This window comes from Maricaulis maris (genome assembly GCF_036322705.1).
Classification (GTDB): domain Bacteria; phylum Pseudomonadota; class Alphaproteobacteria; order Caulobacterales; family Maricaulaceae; genus Maricaulis; species Maricaulis maris_B.
In genome coordinates, this window is sequence record NZ_AP027270.1 from 2,306,671 (window position 1) to 2,326,877 (window position 20,207).

18 protein-coding genes are annotated in these 20,207 nt (G+C 65.2%); 9 read left to right on the forward strand and 9 right to left on the reverse strand.

Features of this window, described 5'->3' with window-relative positions; all coding sequences use genetic code 11:
* Positions 1 to 10 precede the first annotated feature (10 nt).
* Positions 11 to 220 (reverse strand): hypothetical protein, encoded by a 210-nt coding sequence (locus AAA969_RS10935; protein WP_338246096.1) that lies wholly within the window; start codon positions 218 to 220, stop codon positions 11 to 13.
* Positions 221 to 328: 108 nt separating this feature from the next.
* Here AAA969_RS10935 and AAA969_RS10940 point away from each other — a divergent pair, with 108 nt between their 5' ends.
* Positions 329 to 766, forward strand: a complete 438-nt coding sequence (locus AAA969_RS10940) for a VOC family protein (RefSeq protein WP_338246097.1) — start codon at positions 329 to 331, stop codon at positions 764 to 766.
* Here the strand turns inward: AAA969_RS10940 and AAA969_RS10945 are convergent.
* The gene (locus tag AAA969_RS10945) at positions 763 to 1,488 is read right to left on the reverse strand and encodes a tRNA1(Val) (adenine(37)-N6)-methyltransferase (RefSeq protein WP_338246098.1); all 726 of its coding nucleotides are present in this window, start codon (positions 1,486 to 1,488) and stop codon (positions 763 to 765) included. The two genes, AAA969_RS10940 and AAA969_RS10945, sit on opposite strands and share 4 nt — an antisense overlap.
* Positions 1,485 to 1,700, reverse strand: a complete 216-nt coding sequence (locus AAA969_RS10950) for a DUF2007 domain-containing protein (protein ID WP_338246099.1) — start codon at positions 1,698 to 1,700, stop codon at positions 1,485 to 1,487. Before AAA969_RS10950 ends, AAA969_RS10945 begins: the two co-directional genes overlap by 4 nt.
* Before the next feature lie 152 nt (positions 1,701 to 1,852).
* Here AAA969_RS10950 and AAA969_RS10955 point away from each other — a divergent pair, with 152 nt between their 5' ends.
* Positions 1,853 to 2,875: a polyprenyl synthetase family protein gene (locus AAA969_RS10955; protein ID WP_338247240.1), complete on the forward strand. Its 1,023-nt coding sequence runs from the start codon at positions 1,853 to 1,855 to the stop codon at positions 2,873 to 2,875.
* On the opposite strand, the gene AAA969_RS10960 is transcribed toward AAA969_RS10955, so the two are convergent.
* The 4 genes from AAA969_RS10960 to AAA969_RS10975 are packed head-to-tail and all read right to left on the reverse strand — an operon-like array spanning position 2,869 to position 8,188.
* Positions 2,869 to 3,882 (reverse strand): glycosyltransferase family 4 protein, encoded by a 1,014-nt coding sequence (locus AAA969_RS10960; protein ID WP_338246100.1) that lies wholly within the window; start codon positions 3,880 to 3,882, stop codon positions 2,869 to 2,871. The two genes, AAA969_RS10955 and AAA969_RS10960, sit on opposite strands and share 7 nt — an antisense overlap.
* Positions 3,879 to 4,733, reverse strand: a complete 855-nt coding sequence (locus AAA969_RS10965) for a 4-(cytidine 5'-diphospho)-2-C-methyl-D-erythritol kinase (RefSeq protein ID WP_338246101.1) — start codon at positions 4,731 to 4,733, stop codon at positions 3,879 to 3,881. Before AAA969_RS10965 ends, AAA969_RS10960 begins: the two co-directional genes overlap by 4 nt.
* On the reverse strand, positions 4,730 to 6,460 hold the full coding sequence (locus AAA969_RS10970) for a tetratricopeptide repeat protein (protein ID WP_338246102.1): 1,731 nt from the start codon (positions 6,458 to 6,460) through the stop codon (positions 4,730 to 4,732). The genes AAA969_RS10965 and AAA969_RS10970 overlap by 4 nt, the downstream gene beginning before the upstream one ends.
* 54 nt (positions 6,461 to 6,514) lie before the next feature.
* Positions 6,515 to 8,188, reverse strand: coding sequence for an electron transfer flavoprotein-ubiquinone oxidoreductase (locus tag AAA969_RS10975; RefSeq protein WP_338246103.1), 1,674 nt, complete (start codon positions 8,186 to 8,188; stop codon positions 6,515 to 6,517).
* Between the two features lie 148 nt (positions 8,189 to 8,336).
* On the opposite strand from AAA969_RS10975, the gene AAA969_RS10980 reads away from it, so the two are divergent.
* The 4 genes from AAA969_RS10980 (at position 8,337) to AAA969_RS10995 (ending at position 12,251) form a co-directional block, all read left to right on the forward strand.
* Positions 8,337 to 9,209: a uracil-DNA glycosylase gene (locus AAA969_RS10980; RefSeq protein ID WP_338246104.1), complete on the forward strand. Its 873-nt coding sequence runs from the start codon at positions 8,337 to 8,339 to the stop codon at positions 9,207 to 9,209.
* Between the two features lie 128 nt (positions 9,210 to 9,337).
* Positions 9,338 to 9,889 (forward strand): PAS domain-containing protein, encoded by a 552-nt coding sequence (locus AAA969_RS10985; RefSeq protein WP_338246105.1) that lies wholly within the window; start codon positions 9,338 to 9,340, stop codon positions 9,887 to 9,889.
* An 11-nt stretch (positions 9,890 to 9,900) separates the two neighbouring features.
* Entirely contained in the window at positions 9,901 to 11,064 is a 1,164-nt protein-coding gene (locus AAA969_RS10990; protein ID WP_338246106.1) for a methyl-accepting chemotaxis protein, read from the forward strand.
* Between the two features lie 65 nt (positions 11,065 to 11,129).
* Positions 11,130 to 12,251 (forward strand): PA0069 family radical SAM protein, encoded by a 1,122-nt coding sequence (locus AAA969_RS10995; RefSeq protein ID WP_338246107.1) that lies wholly within the window; start codon positions 11,130 to 11,132, stop codon positions 12,249 to 12,251.
* Between the two features lie 18 nt (positions 12,252 to 12,269).
* On the opposite strand, the gene AAA969_RS11000 is transcribed toward AAA969_RS10995, so the two are convergent.
* Entirely contained in the window at positions 12,270 to 14,699 is a 2,430-nt protein-coding gene (locus tag AAA969_RS11000; RefSeq protein WP_338246108.1) for a bifunctional diguanylate cyclase/phosphodiesterase, read from the reverse strand.
* A 22-nt stretch (positions 14,700 to 14,721) separates the two neighbouring features.
* Between AAA969_RS11000 and rnhB the strand changes: the two genes are divergently transcribed.
* From rnhB to AAA969_RS11015, 3 genes are all read left to right on the forward strand, one after another.
* On the forward strand, positions 14,722 to 15,378 hold the full coding sequence (gene rnhB, locus AAA969_RS11005) for a ribonuclease HII (protein ID WP_338246109.1): 657 nt from the start codon (positions 14,722 to 14,724) through the stop codon (positions 15,376 to 15,378).
* 77 nt (positions 15,379 to 15,455) lie between these two features.
* On the forward strand, positions 15,456 to 16,535 hold the full coding sequence (locus AAA969_RS11010; RefSeq protein ID WP_338247242.1) for a site-specific DNA-methyltransferase: 1,080 nt from the start codon (positions 15,456 to 15,458) through the stop codon (positions 16,533 to 16,535).
* 11 nt (positions 16,536 to 16,546) lie between these two features.
* Complete coding sequence (locus AAA969_RS11015) at positions 16,547 to 19,123, forward strand: ATP-binding protein (RefSeq protein ID WP_338246110.1); 2,577 nt, start codon at positions 16,547 to 16,549, stop codon at positions 19,121 to 19,123.
* On the opposite strand, the gene mutY is transcribed toward AAA969_RS11015, so the two are convergent.
* A complete protein-coding gene (mutY, locus tag AAA969_RS11020) occupies positions 19,111 to 20,169 on the reverse strand; it encodes an A/G-specific adenine glycosylase (RefSeq protein WP_338246111.1) in 1,059 nt (352 codons plus the stop codon). The genes AAA969_RS11015 and mutY overlap by 13 nt on opposite strands.
* Positions 20,170 to 20,207 lie beyond the last annotated feature (38 nt).

A 20,207-nucleotide genomic window follows, 5' to 3' on the forward strand; every position in this document is an offset into this window, starting at 1 on the left:
GCCCGCCTGATCAAGCACGCGAGTCCTTGTCTTTGTGCGACGCAGCATCCTCATCTCGCGTCTCGAAACGCGCCTCGACGGCCCGCCGCGCCGCCTCGGCAGCGGTATCGCGCCGCTTGCGGCCACGCCCGGCAAAGGCGAGCCACAGGATGATGGCCAGCAGAACAAGAATGGCGGTCAGGAACATCTGGGCTGGGCTTTCGGCGTTTGGTCCAAACATTGATAACCTTGGCGGGACAGTTCCCGATAGCAATTTCGTGACTTGCCAGCCGGAACATAGACCGAAAAGCTGCTGGCACTCCAGCTATGCAGACCCAGGGCTACCACCATGCTACGCCTCGCAGCGCTCACTCTCCTGCTGACGTCCCTGACCACCCAATCCGCGGCCGCCGAGGCGCCGGCTGGGCTCAAGACCCGGATCGATACCAATGAGTTTGAGGCGATGGAGCAGTTCTACCGGACGGTTCTCGGCCTCGCCGTCGCGGACGCCTGGGACGAGAATGGTGATCGCGGTGTCATTTTCAGTGTCCCGGGCGGCGGGCAGATCGAACTGGGTGATGTTGCGGACGCACCGGATCCGGCTGGCCTTTCGATCCAGATCGAGGTCGAGGATGTGGCCGCCGAGCAATTCCGTATCGGCACGACCTGGCCGACTGAAGGGCCAAGCGAACGGCCCTGGGGGCTGACCTACCTCTACCTGACCGATCCCAGCGGGGTGGATATCATCCTCTACCAGCCGACCGCACCCGCGACGGGTGAGCCCTAACCCATCTCAAGCACGGCCCGGCCGCGCAGGATGGCGTCTGCCTCGGGCGAATGCCCCTCGCCCTCATGCAGCACCAGCGGGGCCAGCAGGACCAGCGGCGCCTTGCCGCCAATGGTCGCCTGCACGATGACCCGCTTGGCCGGTTCACCGGCACGCGGATGGATCGGCTTGATCACCACCGAGCCGAAGGAGCGGTCGAGCGCGGTCAGGATGTCGGCGAGCCGGTCGGCACGGTGGATCAGGGTCAGCTTGCCCTTGGCTTTCAGCGCCCGCGCGGCGCAGCGCACCCAGTCGGCAAAGGGCACGTCGCCGGTCAGCCACGCGGCGCGCTTTTCATCCTTCGGGGCCCGCAGCGCGGAAGGATCGTCGAAGAAGGGCGGGTTGAAGAAGACCTGATCGACCTTCAGCGAGGTGCCGAGCTGCATGATGTCGGCATTCTGTGTCCGCACCCGCGCGCCCATGCCATTGGCCGCGGCGTTCTCGGTCGCCAGTGCCGCCGCCTCGGGATCCCGTTCGACGCCCACGAAACTGGCCCCGGTCAGACGCCAGGCGGCGCACAGAAGGGCCGCACCGGCGCCGCAGCCGAACTCGGCCAGCATCTCGCCCTCACCCGCGTTCAGTGCAGCCGCGAGCAGGCCGGCATCCATGCCGGCCCGATAGCCATCCCTGCCCTGGCGCAGCACCACCCGGCCGTCGAGCAGACGATCCAGCGTGGTGGTCATGCGCCGTCTTCCTGCAGCTCCGCCAGCAGGCGCGCGGCCTCGTCGGCATCCTCGTCGATCACCATGATGCGGGTCCGGATCACCGGCAGGCCGCCGCCATACATGGACGACATGCCCTGATCGAGCACGATCGGCTCGATATCCGCATCGCGCAGAAGCGATTGGGCGTAGGAGAGTTTGACCGGGTCATTGGTCCGCAGAACTTCTTTCACGTGTGCGCCTCCGGGCGATCCGGGCCCGGCGGACGAGCGCCGCCGGACCTGTGCTGTTTCGTCACCGCCCCTCGCGCTTGCCGGGCGGTCGCTCGATTTCTATTGTCCAAGGCAAGACTGCATGCATCAAGAGGACAGCTGGCGTGGACAGCATGGTGAGTGTCAAGGCGACAGCCGCGGCGAAGACGGCCGACATCCCCAATGCGGCCGAAGCGCTGGCCGCTTTGGCCTATGATGACATGCGCCGCGTTGATGCCCTGATCATCGAGCGTCTGGACAGCCATGTTGCGCTGATCCCGGAACTCGCCCGCTATCTGATCGAGGCCGGCGGCAAGCGCGTGCGTCCGATGATCACCGTCGCCGCTGCCAACATGATCGGCCATGACGACATCGCACCGCTCAAACTGGCCGCGGCTGTCGAATTCATCCACACCGCCACCCTGCTGCATGACGACGTCGTCGACGAAAGCGGCATGCGACGCGGCAAGGTCGCGGCCAATCTGGTCTGGGGCAATGCCTCCAGCGTGCTGGTCGGCGACTTCCTGTTTGCCCGCTCCTTCTCGCTGATGGTCGAAGCCGGCTCGATGAAGGCGCTTGGCGTGCTTTCCGATGCCGCCTCGACGATCGCCGAGGGCGAGGTGCGCCAGCTCTCCTCGGTCAAGGATGTCGGCGTCTCGGTCGAGACCTACATGCAGATCATCGACGCCAAGACCGCGGCCCTGTTTGCCGCCGCAGCGCAGGTTTCCGGCATTGTCGCGGGACGCTCGATCGAGGAGGAACAGGCGCTGGAAACCTATGGCCGCGAACTCGGCCTCGCCTTCCAGCTGGTCGATGACGCCCTCGACTATGGCGGTGCCTCGGCCAAGCTCGGCAAGTCGACCGGCGATGATTTCCGCGAGGGCAAGGTGACCCTGCCGGTCGCGCTCGCCATCGCCGCGGCCTCCGGCGAGGAAAGTGCGTTCTGGACCCGCGTCATCGCTGAAGGCGAGCAGGCCGACGGTGATTTCGACCAGGCCATTCGGCTGATCCGGACCCATGGCGCACTCGAAGCCACGGTCAACCAGGCCCGCACCCATGCCCGCCGCGCCCGCGAGGCGCTGGCGATCTTCCCGCACAACAAGTGGCGGACCGCCCTGGTCAATCTCGCCGACTTCGTGGTCGACCGGGCCTACTGATACACGTCCAGACCGCGTGAACGGGCCTGCCGGCGCCAGCGCCGGTGCAGCAGGCTGAAAGCGATCACGGCCACTCCGAAGCTCAGCGGCCAGGCGACCGGCGGCAGGGCCGGGGCCAGAAGGGCCAGAGCACCGCAGCCCAAACTCATCCCACCCCAGATCAGCGCCACCCGGCGATGGCTGTGCCCCATGGCGATCAGCAGCTGATAGCTGTGTGCCCGATGCGCGACAAAGGGTGAGCGTCCGGCCCGGACCCGGGCGGCCATGGTCAGGAGGACATCGCCGAGCAGCGGCAGGACGAGAAGCGGGACAAGCCAGACCGAGCCGGATGGTGCGGTGGAGGCCCAGGCCAGCGCCAGTCCGGCGAAGATCACCGCCGCCCCCAGCGAGCCGGCATCGCCGCTGAACAAGGTCCCCCGTGCGGACAGGAGCGGCGCATTCCAGATCGAGAAACCGGCCAATGCGAGCGCCAATGCGAGGGCGCCCAGACCGATGCTGCCGGGTGCCAACCAGGCCAGCGCCAGCGCGGCGGGGATCAGGGCGGCGGCCATCAGACCGTCCGACCCGTCCATGAAGTTGACGGCATTGGCGAGTGTGAACACGAACAGCGCCGAGCCCAGCCAGCCGATCATCCATGGCAGGGCGATGCCAAGCTCGGTGACCGGTCCGGCCATGCCCGCGAGCGCGAGACTGATCAGCGTCAGGACCAGGAATTTCAACCGCTCGCCCAAGGTGAACAGGTCATCGAGAAAGCCCAGCGCTGCGGCCAGCACGGTGCAGATCGCAACACCGGCAAGGGCCGCACCCTCGCTCGGCGCCGCGATCGGGATCAGCCAGAGCGCCGCAAGAAAGCCGGTGACAATTCCCAGCCCGCCGCCGCGCGGCGTCGGGGCGGCGTGGTTGGAGCGTGCATTGGGATGGTCGAGAATACCGGCGCGGCGCACCAGTCCGGCGGTGACCGCGGCAACGATGAAGGCCACCAGCAAAGGCAAGACCGCTCCCGTCATCCGCTCGTCCCGCCGAGCTGAACCGCCACCGCGAACCCGTCCCAGGCCTCGGCGGCCGCTTGGGCACTGGCGCGGTCGCGACAAAGGGCAAAACAGCTCGCTCCGGAGCCCGACATGCGGGCCAGCTCGACCCCGTCGCGCATCCGCAGCCAGTCCAGCGCCGCTGCGATCTCCGGATGCCGGGCAATGGCCGGCGCTTCCAGGTCATTGCGCTCCTCGCGCAGCCAATCGAGGCGGTTATCGCCCATCGGGCCGGCTTCCGCGAGGGCGGCCGGCTCCGCAGCATCGAACGCCTTGAAGATCGGGCCCGTCGGGACGGCAATGCCCGGATTGAGGATGACCGCATCAAACGGATCAAAGGCCGGTAGGATATCAATCCACTCACCGATCCCGCGCATGCGCAGTGGCCGCGAATAGAGACAGGCCGGCACATCCGCGCCAAGGGTCAGGCCAAGCTCGGCGAGACGATCGAGCGGCCAGTCCAGTTCCCAGAGTCGGTTGAGCGCGCGCAGCGTCGCTGCCGCATCGGCCGAGCCGCCACCAAGACCGGCCTCGACCGGAATCTGCTTGTCGAGCCGGATCATGGCACCATCGGCCAGGCCAGCCGCAGACTGCAGGGCCCGGGCCGCCTGCAGGACCAAATTGGACCCGTCGGCGGGCAGCGACCGCGAGGCCTCGCCGGACAGGGTCAGCAGGATGCCCGGGGCCGGCCGCACCTCGACCGTGTCGCCCCAATCGGCGAACACGACGAGGCTATCGAGGGGATGATAGCCATCGGCCCGCGGTGCGCCGACGCGCAGGGTCAGATTGACCTTGGCGGCAGCGCGCTCGCTGAGCACGACGCTACTCACGGCTCGCCGGCAGCGTCTTCCGCCGCCCGGCTGATGTCCTCGACCACCTGATGCGCCTCGCCGGGCGGATGGCCATTGGCGATGCGGTATTCGAGCCCGTCGCGCTGGTCCGGGCTGGGATCGAGATCGAGCGAACGGCGCCACTGGAAACCGGCTTCCAGCTCGCGCCCGACCTGCCAATAGGCATCGCCGAGATGATAATTCGCCGTCGCATTGCCGGGCACGAGCGCCGCAGCGCGCTCGAGCGCCTCGACAGCCGCTTCATAGTTTTGCAGCCGGTAATGCGCCCAACCGAGACTGTCGATGACATTGCCGTTTTCCGGGTCGAGCTCGGCCGCGAGCAGGATCATCTCGAAAGCCTCGTCGATCCGCTCACCGCGGTCGATCCAGAAATAGCCGAGATCATTCAGGATGGCGCTTTCACGCGGCGCCAGCGCCAGAGCGTCAAGATAATGACGTTCGGCAGACGGCCAGTCATCGGCATCGAGATAGCAGGCAGCCGCATAGTAGTGATGACGCCAGCTGCCCGGCTCATTGGCCATGTCCCGCTCGGCGATCACGGCTTCGTAAAGCCCCGTCGCTTCGGAACAGCCGCCCTGGACCCGCAGCAGATCAGCCAGCAGGAGCCGCGCTTCAATATCGCCGGTCTCGTCGACCAGCCGCCGCGCCATCAAGGTCGCCTGCTCGGTCCGGGCCAGCCGCCCCAGCAGCCAGATGCGGTCGAAATCGGCGGCAAAGCGGAACGGGCCCGGTACCACCGCCGCATATTCCACAAGGGCCGCCTCGGGCAGGCCGATGCGCTCCAGCGTCCCGGCCAGGGTCAGCCGCGTCGGGGCATAATCGGGATCGAGGCGCTGGACCATGCGCAGATAGATGGCCGACAGGTCCATGTCCGCCTGACCGGCCAGGTCGGAGGCCGGGCCGAACAGGGAGCGCGCCGCCATTTGCGGAACCGAGAGCCGGCGCTGCGGCCGCTGACCGGCCTCCAGACGGCGCAGGGCCTCATTCACGAAGGGCTCGGCCGGGTTCGCCTCGCGATTGCTCTCATAGAGCACCCACGCATCGTCGATACGGCCCTGTCGCTCCAGAAAATTGCCATACATTTCCGTAGCCAGACGCGGGAAAACCGAGGAATAGGTCGCCGTTCGATAGGCCGCGTCGGCGGCGTCCATTTCCCCGGCGATATCGGCCAGCATCGCCTTGTGCAGCCACAGGTGAGCAGACAGGAAGCCGGGCGCGAGGGTCTCGTTGGCGGCATCCATCGCCGCCACCGTCTGCCCGTCGCCCATCAGCGCCCACTGCAGGAGCAGGTCACGCAGGAGCGTATTGAAAGGGCCGTAATCGGGCGCAGCCTCAAGGCTGGCAATCGCTGCGCGATAGTCGCGGCGCGCGATCTGGTCTGTCGCGACATAGAGTGTCGCCAGGCGGCTCGGATCGCCGGCTTCGACGGTTGTCTGCGCGAGTTGCGCCGCGTGTTCGCCATCACCGGACAGCAGCGTCGTGATGAAGGCGCGGTCGGCGAGCGTGGCATTGCCAGGCGCCTGGCCGAGCGCGCGGGTGTAATTTGCCGCTGCACCGTCGACATCCCGGTTCACGCCGGCATAGCGGGCGGCGAGGAAGGCCCCGTAGACAGAGGTTTCGTCGTCGGGCGGCGCGGTCGAACTGGCACAGGATGTGAGCGCCGAAGCGGCCAGCAAAAGGGCGAGAATGCGGACAGGAGAACTCATGCCGACATGCTCGCCCTGCTGGCTGTCCGGCGCAAGGGCCGGAGGCGGTAATGACTACATATTCGCGTACATCGGACCGCCGCCGCCCTCGGGCGTCGTCCAGTTGATGTTCTGGTTGGGGTCCTTGATGTCGCACGTCTTGCAGTGGACGCAGTTCTGCGCGTTGATCTGGAAGCGTTTTTCGCCACTGCTCTCGTCTTCGATCCACTCATAGACGCCGGCCGGGCAATAGCGCGCCGACGGGCCGTCGAACACGCCCAGTTCAGACATCTTCTGCAGCTCGTCATCGGAGAGCTTGAGATGGATCGGCTGGTCTTCCTCGTGGTTGGTGTTCGAGATGAAGACCGAGGACAGGCGATCAAAGGTCAGAACGCCATCCGGCTTGGGATAATTGATCTTCTTGTGCTTGGACGCGGGCTCCAGGCTTTCCGCATCGGTCTTGCCATGACCCATGGTGCCGAACGGCGACCAGCCCCCGAAAATCGTGTTGCACCACATGTCGAGCCCGCCCATGGCAACGCCCCAGAAAGTGCCGAGCTTGGACCAGAGCGGCTTCACATTGCGGACCCGCTTGAGATCCTTGGCGACCCAGGAGGCGTCATAGGCGGCCTGGTATTCGGTCAGCTCGTCGTGTTGACGACCATCGGCCAGGGCCGCGAACACGCTCTCGGCGGCCAGCATGCCGGTCTTCATGGCGTTATGGCTGCCCTTGATGCGCGGCACGTTGACGAAACCGGCCGAGCAACCGATCAGGCCACCACCCGGGAAGGCGAGCTTTGGCACCGACTGGTAGCCCCCCTCTGTGATCGCGCGGGCACCATAGGAGATCCGCTCCCCGCCCTCGAACACCGGCGACAGGGCCGGGTGCGTCTTGAGACGCTGGAATTCCTCGAACGGCGAGAGATAGGGATTCTTGTAGTTCAGGTGCACGACATAGCCGACCGACACCAGACCATCGCCGAAATGATACATGAAGGAGCCGCCGCCGGTCTTGCCGTCGAGCGGCCAGCCCATCGTGTGCTTGACCATGCCCGGCTTGTGGTTCTCCGGCTTCACGCGCCAGAGCTCCTTGATGCCGATACCGAATTTCTGCGGTTCCTTGCCCTCGGACAGGTTGAAGCGGCTGATCAGCTTCTTGGCCAGCGAGCCCCGCGCGCCTTCGGCGATCAGCGTATACTTGCCGCGCAGCTCCATGCCGGGCTGGTAGCCGTCCTTGTGACCGCCATCGCGGGCGACCCCGAAATCACCGGTCACAACGCCCTTGATGGCCCCGTCTTCCTCAATGAGGTCAGCCGCCGGGAAACCGGGATAGATCTCGACACCCATGCCTTCGGCCTGCTCGGCCAGCCAGCGGCAGACATTGGCGAGCGAGACGATATAGCAGCCGTGATTGCTCATCAGCGGCGGGAAGAGAAGGGTCGGCAGACTGATCGACCCGGCCTCGCCCAGGACTTCGAAGATGTCGGTCTTGACCGGATCATTGAACGGCGCGCCCATTTCCTTCCAGTCGGGGAAGAGCTCGTTGATCGCCTTGGGATCGACGACAGCGCCGGAGAGGATATGGGCGCCGACCTCGGCTCCCTTTTCCAGAACGGCGATCGTGATCTCCGAACCGGCCTCGGCGGCCATCTGCTTGAGACGGATAGCCGCGGACAGGCCGGACGGGCCGCCACCGACTATGATGACGTCGTATTCCATGGATTCACGTTCAATTGCGGTGTCGGTCATCAGGCTGGCACCCTTCCCTCTACGTGTTCAGCGTCTGTTTAATGCGGTGTTCGGCTTGCAGGTCTTCGGTCATACCCTAGGATCGAATACCCATCTAGCGCGTCCCGCCGTCGGGATCAAAGCTATTACGTTAACGTGCACGTCAACCATGAACCAGACCGGACCTTCACTGACCCCGCATGACGAGAGAGCGCTGAAGGCGCTCATCGCCTGGTGGGCCGATGCCGGCATCGAGATGGATGAGCCGGTCATGGCCGCGCGCGCGGCCAGTCCATCAGCAGGTCGATCGGCATCCGCCTCGGCTGCCGCTGCGAGGAGCGAGCCTCGCCGTACGCCACCCGCGGAACCGGTCCGGGCGGCCACACCGCAAGCGGCGCGGGCGGCCGGTTTCGGCGATGCCGTGGCCACCGGACCCGATGCACGAAGCCTCGCGGCCAAGGCCGATACGCTCGACGCCCTGCGCGACGCCATCGAGGCCTTTGATCGTTGCGCCCTGAAGCGGACCGCACGAAACACCGTCTTCGCCCGCGGCGATAGGGCGGCCCGGATCATGGTGATCGGCGAGGCACCGGGTCGCGAGGACGACGAGCGCGGCGCCCCTTTCATCGGGCCGGCCGGCAAGCTCCTCGATCGCATGCTGGCGGCCATCGGGATCGAGCAGGACGGCGCCTATCTGACCAATATCCTGAACTGGAGAGCGCCCGGAAACCGGGCCCCGACCCAGGACGAGCTCGCCCTGTGCCTGCCCTTCATCGAACGCCATATTGCGCTCAAGAAGCCCGACCTGCTGGTTCTGGCGGGCGCCTTGAGTGCCCAATCCCTGCTTGGCACCGAGACCCCCATCACGCGGCTGCGCGGGCGCTGGGCGGACTACGCACTGCGCGATGCGGCGGGCGAGCCGACCGGGGCGACGATCCCGGCGCTGCCGATCTTCCATCCCAGCTACCTGCTCTTGCGGCCCGGCGAAAAACGCCTTGCCTGGCAGGACATGCTGAGCCTGTCGGCCCGCGCCTCCGACTGAATTCGCCCCCTTTTTTTTGTAATATAAAATTAAACTGAAGGTGGCGGCAAACCACCGTTAACCTTAATTATCATACGCTATTGGCTCCAGGGCGCCGTACTGCGCCCGATCCACAAGGAGCCAGCGGAATGTCCCGAGCCAACTTTCTGACCGGTGTCGAGCGGACTTTCAATGAAGGCGAGGTCATCGTGACCAAGACCGACCTGAAGGGCCGCATCACCTACGCCAATGATATTTTCCAGCGCGCTTCAGCGGTCACGGAAAAGGACGCGCTGGGCCAGCCGCACAACTTCATCCGCCACCCGGACATGCCGCGCTCGATCTTCAAACTCATGTGGGAGACCATCGCCTCCGGCCAGGAGTTGTTCGCCTATGTGGTCAACCGCGCCCTCAATGGTGACCACTATTGGGTCTATGCCCATGTCACGCCGAGCTTCAACGATGCCGGCGAGATCGTTGGCTATCACTCCAATCGCCGCGAGCCGGACCGCCAGATCATCGAGAAAGAGGTCAAGCCGCTCTACGCCAAGCTCCGAGAAGCCGAGGCGCAGGCTGAAAACCCGAAGAAGGCGCTCGCGGCCGGAAGCGACCAGATCGCCTGTTTCCTCGCCGGCAAGGGCGTCGCCTATGATGAATTCATCTGCACGCTCGGCCAAGGCCAGCGCCCCGGTTATCGCTAGGAGGATCTGCCATGTTTTCCTTTTCCAAGGACCGCGAGGCGATCCGCCGCGCCACCCGCATTGTCGCCGCCGTCGCTGACGGAGATTTCGAACAGCGGATCATCGGGGTCTCCACCGACCCCGAGATCGCCGCGATGGAAATTGCCATCAATCGCCTGATAGACCGCACCGACGCCTATCTCCGCGAAAGCCAGACCTGCGTCGAATATGTTCGCAAGAACAAGCATTTCCGCCTCATCCCCGAAACCGGCATGGTCGGCAGTTTCCGCAATGCCGCGCGGGCCGTGAATACGACGCTCCACGCGATCAAGGCTCGCCATGACGGCTTCCTCGACCTGGGCAGCCGGCTCGAGACCCAGTTGTCGGAAGTCATGGGCAATGTCTCCTCGACCATCAACGCGCTGCGCGGCAATGCCGACGCCCTCGACACCACGTCCGGCCAGGCCTCCGAACAATGCACCACGGTCGCCGCAGGCGCCGAGGAGGCTTCGGCCAACATGCAGAGTGTGGCCGCGTCCGCCGAAGAGCTCACCTCCTCGATCGAGGAGATCAATCGCCAGGTCGTGCAATCGGCCGGACTGGCGGACCAGGCGGTCGAGAAGTCCCGCGCCATGAACCAGACCATTACCGGTCTTGATGGCGTGACAGACCGGATCGGCGACATCGTCAAGCTGATCCAGGGGATCGCCGACCAGACCAATCTGCTTGCCCTCAACGCGACCATCGAGGCGGCCCGCGCCGGCGAGGCCGGGCGCGGCTTCGCCATTGTCGCCCAGGAAGTGAAGACGCTGGCCGGCCAGACCGCGGATGCCACCGACCAGATCAGTCACCAGATCAGCGAGCTGCAGGGCACCATGTCCGGCGCCGTCACGGCCAATACCGACATCTCCTCCGCCATCGAGCAGATCAATGCCGCCTGCAATGCCATCGCCACCGCCGTCACACAGCAAAGCGCCGCGACCGCGGAGATTGCCCGCAATGTCTCCGAAGCGGCGCTGGGCACCGGTGATGTCTCGAACGGGATCGGGGTCGTCCAGAACGCGACACAGACGACACGCGACATGGTCGCCAGTGTCATGACCTCGACCGATACCCTGACCACACAGGAAGAGAACCTGAACGCGCTGCGTGGCAATATCGTCGCCTTCCTTGAGGATGTCCGCCGGGTCGGCTGATCCCCGGCGTGCCGCGCCGGTGAAATTTGTTCTTGATTTGTTCTGCCCGTGAGTCATGATGGGGCATGACCGAGCGCCCTGGTGGCTACGCCCTTAATGCCCCTCAGGAGGCCCCTCCGCTCCACCGCCCCGGAGCGAGGGGTCGGGGCGCTCGGTCAAACGTGTCAGGGCGCTATGAAGCCCTGGCTCGGGAGGTCTTTGACGATGGCTGGACCGAGGCCGACGGGACTCCGCCGAGACTGGCGACGATGGTCCTGCGCGATGCCTCCAAATCCATCGTCTCGACCAATTGCTCACCGGACATTTCCTTCGACCAGTCGATCAATCCCTATCGGGGATGCGAGCATGGCTGTGTCTATTGCTACGCCCGGCCCAGCCACGCCTACTGGGGCTATTCGCCGGGTCTCGACTTCGAGAGCGTGATCTTCGCCAAGCGGAACGGCGCGGCCCTCCTCGAGGCGTTCTTCAACAAGACCGGCTACCAGCCCAAGCCGATCATGATCGGTGCCAATACAGACGCCTGGCAGCCACTCGAGCGCGAGCGCCAGCACACCCGCGAGATCCTGAAAGTCTGCGCGCGCTACCGTCACCCGATCAGCGTGATCAGCAAATCCGCCCTGATCCGGCGCGATATCGATATCCTTGGACCGATGGCCGCCGACGGGCTGGTCAAGGCGGCGATTTCGGTCACGACCCTTGACCGCCGGCTTGCCCGCGAGCTCGAGCCGCGCGCTGCCGCACCGCACCGCCGACTGGAGACGATCACCGCTCTGAAACAGGCCGGCATACCGGTCACCGTGATGATGGCGCCAATCATCCCCGCGCTGACCGATCACGAGATCGAGCCCCTGCTCGAGGCCGCAGCCAGGGCAGGAGCCGATCATGCCGCTTACGTCCTTCTGCGCCTGCCGCTGGAAATCCGCGACCTGTTCCGCGAATGGCTCGCCGACAAGCGGCCCGATGCGGCGTCCCACGTCATGTCGCTGGTCCGGCAGATGCGCGGCGGCAAGGATTACGATTCCGACTGGGCCACACGCGGGCGGGGCACCGGCCCCTATGCCAAGCTGATCGCCAGCCGTTTCCGGCAAGCCATCAAACGATCTGGCCTGGATGCCCCCCGCACGGCCCTGACGACCAGCCTTTTTGAACGCCCCCTCGGCTCGGCCGAGCAGCCGGGCCTGTTCTGAGGTTGGGGTGCGACCGCTCTAGGCGCGGCGCTGGCGGAAGGGACGGGCCGAGCCCACGAGGGTCGCGATCTCGGCACGGACAACCTTGGATGCCGCATCAAACTCGTCGATCTGACCGCGCGTCAGCGGGCGGGACAGCAGATAGCCCTGCAGGACAAGATCCGGCTGATAGCCCAGTGCGCCAAGTTCGTCGAACTCCTCGACGCCTTCAACGACGGCCGAGATATTGAGCTCGCGGGCCAGGTCAATCGTCGCGCGAACAATGATCTGGGCTTCCGGATCATTTTGCAGCCCGGTTATGAAAGACCGGTCGATCTTGATCTTGTCGAACGGGAAGGCGCGCAGATAGCTGAGCGATGAATAGCCGGTGCCGAAATCATCGATCGCCAGGCTGACACCAAGATCCTTGAGCCCGCGCAGCACCTTGATGGCCCGGGCCTCGTCATCGATCAGCACGCCTTCGGTGATTTCGATTTCGAGGCGGTGCGGATCGAGGCCCGACTTCGCCAGCGCCCGCTGGACCGAATAGACAAGATTGCCCTGCTTGAACTGGGCCGGACTGACATTGACCGCGACGCGGCGCCCCTCCGGCCAGTTCACCGCTTCGCGGCAGGCGGTTTCCAGCACCCATTCCCCCATTTTGAGGATCAGGCCGGACTCTTCGGCCACCTGCACGAACTCGGCCGGCGAAACCGCACCCCGACGATCATCATGCCAGCGGACCAGGGCCTCGAAGCCAGGAATCGACCCGTCACCCAGCACCACCTGCGGCTGGAAGTTCAGGGTCAGCAGGTCGTCATCGATGGCCAGGGCCAGATCGGCCTCCAGCATCCGGCGTTCCTGCATCATCATGCCCAGCTTGGGATCAAAGTCGCAGACCTGGTTCCGGCCCTGGCCCTTGGCCCGATAGAGCGCGAGATCGGCCTGGTTCATCAAACGGTCCGGGTTCTCGCCATCCATCGGGAACATGGTCACGCCACCCGACGCCGACACCTTGAGATGCAACGGGCCGATACTGAGCGGGGATCCAACATTGTTGACGACACGCTGGGCGATGGTGAGGACATCATTGCGCGTGTCGACATCGGGCAGGATCACTGCGAACTCGTCCCCGCTCAGGCGTGCTGCGATGGCATTGCGCGGCAGCGCATCCTGCAGGCGTTCCGAGACCGCCACCAGCAAGCGGTCACCGGTCGCGTGTCCATGGACGTCGTTGACCTCCTTGAAGCGATCAAGGTCAAAGAACATCAGCGCAACCTGGGCATCCTCGTCCCAGGCCTTTTTCAGCTCGGCCTCGAAGGCCTCGCGAAAGCGCAAGCGATTGGGCAGGCCGGTCAGCGTGTCGTGGTGCGCCAGATGGGTCATGCGGGCTCGCGCCCGCTCCTCGGAGGAGATATCGCGGAAGGCGAAGATGCGGGATTCAGCGCCATCAAACTCCATCGCACGAGCCCGGACCTGAACCGTAATCGAGGCCCCATCGCGACAGCGCAGGCGACAAGTCGCAGGCTCGTTCCTCTGTGCGGTTTGCAAAACCGTGATGGCGTCCTGATCGAGGGCAAGCTTGGTGATCGGGGTCCCGGCAAGGTCCGCGCGATCGAGCTTCAGCATGTCGCAGAAGCGACGATTCATGTCGTACATCTGACCGTCGCGGACAACGGCGATGCCCTCATAGGTCGCCTCGGCCAGCGCCCGAATTCGCGCGGTCTCGACCTCCCGGCGCCGCCCCAGATGCTGGTCCAACGCGGCCGCGGCCAGCCCGACGGCGACCACAAGAAAGACCCCCAGCGCGATCGTGATCGCGAGCAGTTTCGGAGACAAGCCAGTGTCAGGCGCTTCAACGCCGATAGCCGGTTGCAACTCCATTGCCGACATCGACACGAAATGGAGGCAGACGACGCCGCCGACAATCAGCACGGCACCGCCGATGATGCCGCGCCTCGCATGGGTTCCAAGCGCGAGGGATGCCGCAGCGCCGGTGAACAGAATGCCGATAGCGATCGCGGAAACGACCAGACTGCCATCCCAGGCCACGATGGAATTGGCCTGCAGCGCCTCGATCCCGAGGAAATGCATGGCGGTAGCGCCTGCCCCGATCAGCGCACCGCCGGCCGGCGCGGCCAAGGGATGCCCTGCCCGGATCGCGAAGGCCCAGCCGCAGCTCGAAACCACGATGGCGACCAGCAGCGAGACAACCGTTTCAACCATGCCGAAGGACAGGGGAATCGGGCTTTCATAGGCGAGCATGGAAACAAAATGGGTGCCCCAGATGCCGGTTCCGGTCACAAAGCCTGCGAGCAGGATCCAGGTCGACTGGCGCGGCGACTCCGCGGTCTTTGCGCGGCGAACAAGCGTCGTGACAGCAAGCGCAGAAAGCGCACACAGAAGCGCTGCGATCGCAACGATGCGAAGATCGTGTTCACCGGTCAGGCAATTATAAACGCGAAACACCCAATGCCCCAAAGGAACTGCTTTGAGCGTCACCGTCCCACAAAAAGGCAATCATTGCCTTAACGCCAAAAACGGCCCCGAGAGTCACCGTATCGCTGGTGTTGACGAGGCTGGCCGTGGGCCCCTTGCCGGACCTGTTGTCGCGGCTGCGGTCATTCTTGATCCGGCGCGACCCATTGAGGGCCTGGGCGACTCCAAGGCGCTATCCGACCGCCGACGCCGCGAGCTGTTTGCCCTCATCAGGACACGGGCCTGGGTCGGCGTCGGTATTGCCGAACCGGTGGAGATCGACCGGTTGAATATCCTGCACGCCACCATGGCAGCGATGGCTCGGGCGGTGGCGCGCCTGCCCGTCGCGCCGCAGCTTGTCCTGGTCGATGGCAACCGGCTGCCGCCGGGCCTGCCCTGTCCGGCTGACGCGATCATCAAGGGCGATGCCAAGGAGGCGTGCATCGGCGCAGCCTCGATCATTGCCAAGACCATTCGCGATGACCTGATGCGGCTCGCCGACAGCCGGTTTCCGGGCTACGGGCTGGCCGGCCACAAGGGCTATCCGAGCGCCGCGCACCGCGACGCGCTGCAGGCGCTCGGCGCCTGCCCGATCCACCGGCGATCCTACGCACCGGTCCGCGCCGCGCGCGAATCCCGGTTTTCCACAGATGCGAATCAATGTGGATAACGTGATTCAGGGTTAACGGCCCGTTAGCCCTAAAAGCCGAAAAACTTGCTTCTGTAACGGGAGTGGAGTGGCGCGTGATGGCCAAGACAAAGATCGATCAGATCCTTGAAGGTGAATGCGTGGAAGTGATGAAATCACTTCCCGACGAGAGTGTTGACCTGGTTTTCGCCGACCCGCCCTACAATCTCCAGCTCGGTGGCGACCTGCACCGGCCCGACAATTCCAAGGTCTCCGCGGTCGATAATGACTGGGACCAGATCGGCGGGTTCGACGAGTATGACCTGTTCACCTGGAAATGGATGGAAGAGGCCCGCCGCGTGCTCAAGCCGAATGGCGGCATCTGGGTGATTGGCAGCTATCACAACATTTTCCGGGTCGGCGGCATTCTCCAGGACGCCGGCTTCTGGGTGCTCAACGACATCATCTGGCGCAAGTCCAACCCGATGCCGAACTTCAAGGGCACGCGCTTCACCAATGCTCACGAGACCCTGATCTGGGCCGCCAAGACCAAGGACGCCCGTCCGACCTTCAACTATGCCGCCATGAAAGCCCTCAATGACGGCGTGCAAATGCGCTCCGACTGGACGCTGCCGATCTGTACCGGTGGCGAACGCCTGAAGGGCGAAGACGGCAAAAAGGCCCACCCGACGCAGAAACCGGAGGCGTTGCTGCACCGGGTCCTGCTGTCGACCACCAATCCCGGCGACGTCGTGCTCGACCCCTTCTTCGGCACCGGGACGACCGGCGCGGCCGCCAAGCGGCTCGGACGCCACTATATCGGCATCGAACGTGACCCCGCCTATCTCGAGGTCGCCCGCAACCGTCTGGCCGCGATCACGCGCGGCGCCAGCGACACGCTCGACGTCACCCAGTCCAAGCGCGCCCAGCCGCGTATTCCCTTCGGCGCCCTGGTCGAACGCGGCATGCTCAAACCGGGCGACACGCTGTATTGCCCCAAAGGGCGACACACCGCCCGCGTCCGTGCCGACGGCACGCTGATCGCCGGTGACCGGGCCGGCTCGATCCATCAGGTCGGTGCCCAGATTCAGAGCGCTCCGTCCTGTAATGGCTGGACCTATTGGCATATCCGCACCAAGCAGGGCCTCGCTCCGATCGATATCATGCGGGCGGAAATCCGCGCGACACTCGAAAGCTAGGACGGCGACGCGTGGGTACAGACACGGCCAAGGCATCGCACGCTGCGGAGCGTGACACGGGAACGTCGATCGCCTGGACCATGCTGGCCGTCATCCTCCTGACCTCGCTGGTTGTGTCGGGCTCGGGCGTGATCCTCGCCGCGCTGGCCTTCCGGACCGACCTCGAGAACCAGCAACTGGTCCAGCTGGAGGATTATGCCAGCGAGCGCGGGCGGCGGAACGGCGCGCTTTTCGATACCGTCCAGCGGGCCCATGCAACCACCATTGAACGCTTCGAAAACCGGATAGACGCGCTCTCCGACGCCGAGATCGAGGCCCAGTTCAACGCGCTCTTCCCGCTCCGCGAAGACGGGACACGGCGTAGCCGGGACGACCTTTTCGACGGCTATCACGACAGCCTGGGCAATCACCATTTCGGTGTTGGCGCCTATTTCAATCCGGCGGACGGCTGGTCGGCCGCCGATCGCCGACGCCTGGTCTCCGCCTATCAGGTGATCGACAGCGCCGGACAGTCGCTGACCGGTCTGGTCGACAACATCTATTTTTTCACTTTCGACAATGAATTGGTGATCTCGGCTGCTGGTCGTGAGGACAGGCTGGCTTTCTATCGCCAGGACGCGACCGCTGATTTTGATCTCAACGCGGCCGACTTTGTCGAACTGGTCACGCCGGAGCTCAATCCGGCCCGTGACTTCGTCTGCGGTGAGCTGACACAGCTCATCTATGTCCGCGACGGACAGTCCCTGACCACCGGCTGCTTCACGCCCTATGACCAGGCCGGAGCGCCGGTCGGGGCCTTTGGAACGACCATTCAGCTGAACGCCTATTTCGAGGCCGCGATGGCCGATCCGCCGCCGCACGGCGAGAATCTGCTAATCGACCAGTTCGGCAATCTGATCGCTCACCCGGACCTTATCCATGACCGGGTCACCGAGGGCCTGATCGACGCCATCTATGCGCGCTACGACCTGACAAGGATCATCGACACCTTGGCCGCCGAGCCGGAAAGCCGGTCGACGGGCACGCTGATCAGTGAGGATGGCCGCTGGGTCATCGCATTCTCGCGCATGGCGGGGCCAGACTGGCTGAGCATCTCACTGGTTGATCGCAGCATCCTGCTCCGGGAGGTCGCCTCCCGAATGGTGATAATCCTCGTGCTGGGCGTTCTCGGTGTCGTCCTGCAAGCCATCCTCGCCTACACCATCCTGTTCCGGCGGGTCGTCCGCCCGCTGGCTGCGCTGACCCGGCATTTCGGAACGGCGCGACCGAAGCCGGCCCGAGAGAATCCGGCGCTCGATGACGTGCTCAACAATACCAACGAGATCGGGACACTGGCCCGCACGCTGGAGGACCAGCGCCGGAGCAGCGAGCAGACCTTTGATCAGCTGGAGGCCCGGGTCGCGGAGCGAACGCGGGAGCTGGAGGACGCCAATCGCGCCAAGAGCGTCTTCCTCGCCAATATGAGTCACGAAATCCGGACACCGCTCAACGGCATTCTCGGCCTCGCGCAAGCCCTCCGGACCAGCTCGAAGTCGCGGCGGAACCAGGAGCAGGCCCGGATGATCGAGGAGAGCGGCACGACCCTGACGCAGCTGCTCAATGACCTGCTCGACATGTCCAAGATCGAAGCGGGCAAGATGGAGCTGGCGCTCCAGCCCACCGAACCGGTGGCCTTGCTGGAAAACATGCAGACGCTGTTTGAGGGCGCCGCCGCGGCCAAGCAGCTGACCCTGTCTCTGGACCTTGATCCGGCCTTGCCCCCGCAGCTTCTGGTCGACCCCTTGCGGCTTGGACAATGCGTCTCGAACCTGGTCTCCAACGCGATAAAGTTCACGCCCGCGGGATCCGTCCGGGTCCGGGCCAGCTGGAAACCGCAGGCCACGCGCGCCGGCGTGCTGGAAATCGCCGTGGCCGACACCGGCATCGGGATTGCCGAGGACAAACTCCAGACCCTGTTCGCCCCGTTCAGCCAGGCCGACGCCCTGACCTCGAGCCGGTTTGGCGGCACAGGTCTCGGCCTCTCGATTGCCCGCGATCTCGCCCGCCTGATGGGTGGGGACATCACGGCAAGCTCCGAACCCGGCAAAGGGTCGGAATTTATTCTGACGCTTGCCGCACAAGCGACAGCCGAGGCCCAGGTCCGTTTGCCCGACCGGTCACCGGACGAGCTGGCCAAGGACCCGGTCTACGCCAGCCTGCGCGACCGGCGCATCCTCCTGGTCGAAGACAACTTCATCAATCGCGAAGTGGCGCGGGCCTTCCTGAAGCCCCTCAACGTAACGATTGTCGAAGCCGAAAATGGTCAGGCTGCTCTCGACACCCTCTCCCAACAGGCTTTCGACATGGTCCTGATGGATGTGCGCATGCCGGTCATGGACGGGCTGGAAGCCACCCGTCGGCTGCGCGAGAGTGGCGCGGACTGGTCTGAAATCCCGGTCGCGGCACTGACCGCGAATGCGTCCGAGCAGGAGGCAGACGCCTGCTTCGATGCCGGCATGGATTCCTTTGCCTCCAAACCGCTCAAGCCGGCGATCCTGTTTGACGCCATGCGGCGGGCCTGCGAGCGGCGGCCCTATCAGCCGGTCTGAGGCCGCCGCGCCGCGAGTACCTTGCGCATGACGCTGGGCAGGGCCTCGGCATCGAGCGCGGCCTCGTCGGCCCAATAGCCGCTCTCCGGCTCCCACCCGGCACCGGCTTCGCTCTCGCGAACCTCCAGCCGCAATTCAAAATGGGTGAAGACGTGACGGATTTCACCACGGCCGGTCCACGCACCCGCAAAGGGCGGTACCGCGTCCACGGCGTCCGCCTCGACCCAGGGCGTTGACGGCACCTCGGTCATCCCGCCAAGCAGTCCGCTATCGGCGCGCTGGCGCAGCCAGACCCGACCGTCCCGGCGGACCAGCCAGGCGGTTCCGCGCCGAACCGGCTTGGTTTTCTTCGGTGCCTTGACCGGAAAGCGAAGCATGTCCCCGGCCTTCGCCGCCGCGCAGGCAAAGCGCCAGCAACAGGCTTCGCACGCCGGCGCGCGCGGCGTGCAGACCGTGGCCCCCAGATCCATGATGGCCTGGGCATAATCACCCGACCGGGACGGGTCAGCGATGGCGCCGGCAAGCTTGCGGATCTCCGGCTTGGCTTTCGGCATGGCGGTCTCGACGCGGTAAAGCCGGGTGATCACGCGCTCGACATTGCCGTCGACCACGCTGGCCGGCTTGTCGAAGGCGGCGGCGAGGATGGCGTTGGCCGTGTATTCGCCGATGCCCGGCAAAGCCCGCAAGCCGTCCAGCGTCTCGGGAAACCGGCCGCCATGCACGGTCGCGACCTCGATCGCGCAGGCATGGAGATTACGGGCACGGGCATAATAACCCAGCCCGGCCCACTCGCGCAGCACGTCCTCGCGCGGCGCGGCAGCGAGGTCTCCGACCTGAGGCCACAGCGCCAGGAAGCGGTGCCAGTAGGGCGTCGCATGCGGCACGGTGGTCTGCTGCAGCATGATTTCCGACAGCCAGATCGCATAGGGATCGGCGACCGCCCCGGCCTCACGCGCCTCCGGACGGATCCGCCACGGCAGGCTGCGGCCTTCGCGATCATACCAGGCCAGCAATTCGCGGCGCAGACGGGCGATACGGGATGTCATGGTATTGTGGCAGACCGGTTGCAGAGGACAGGATTCAA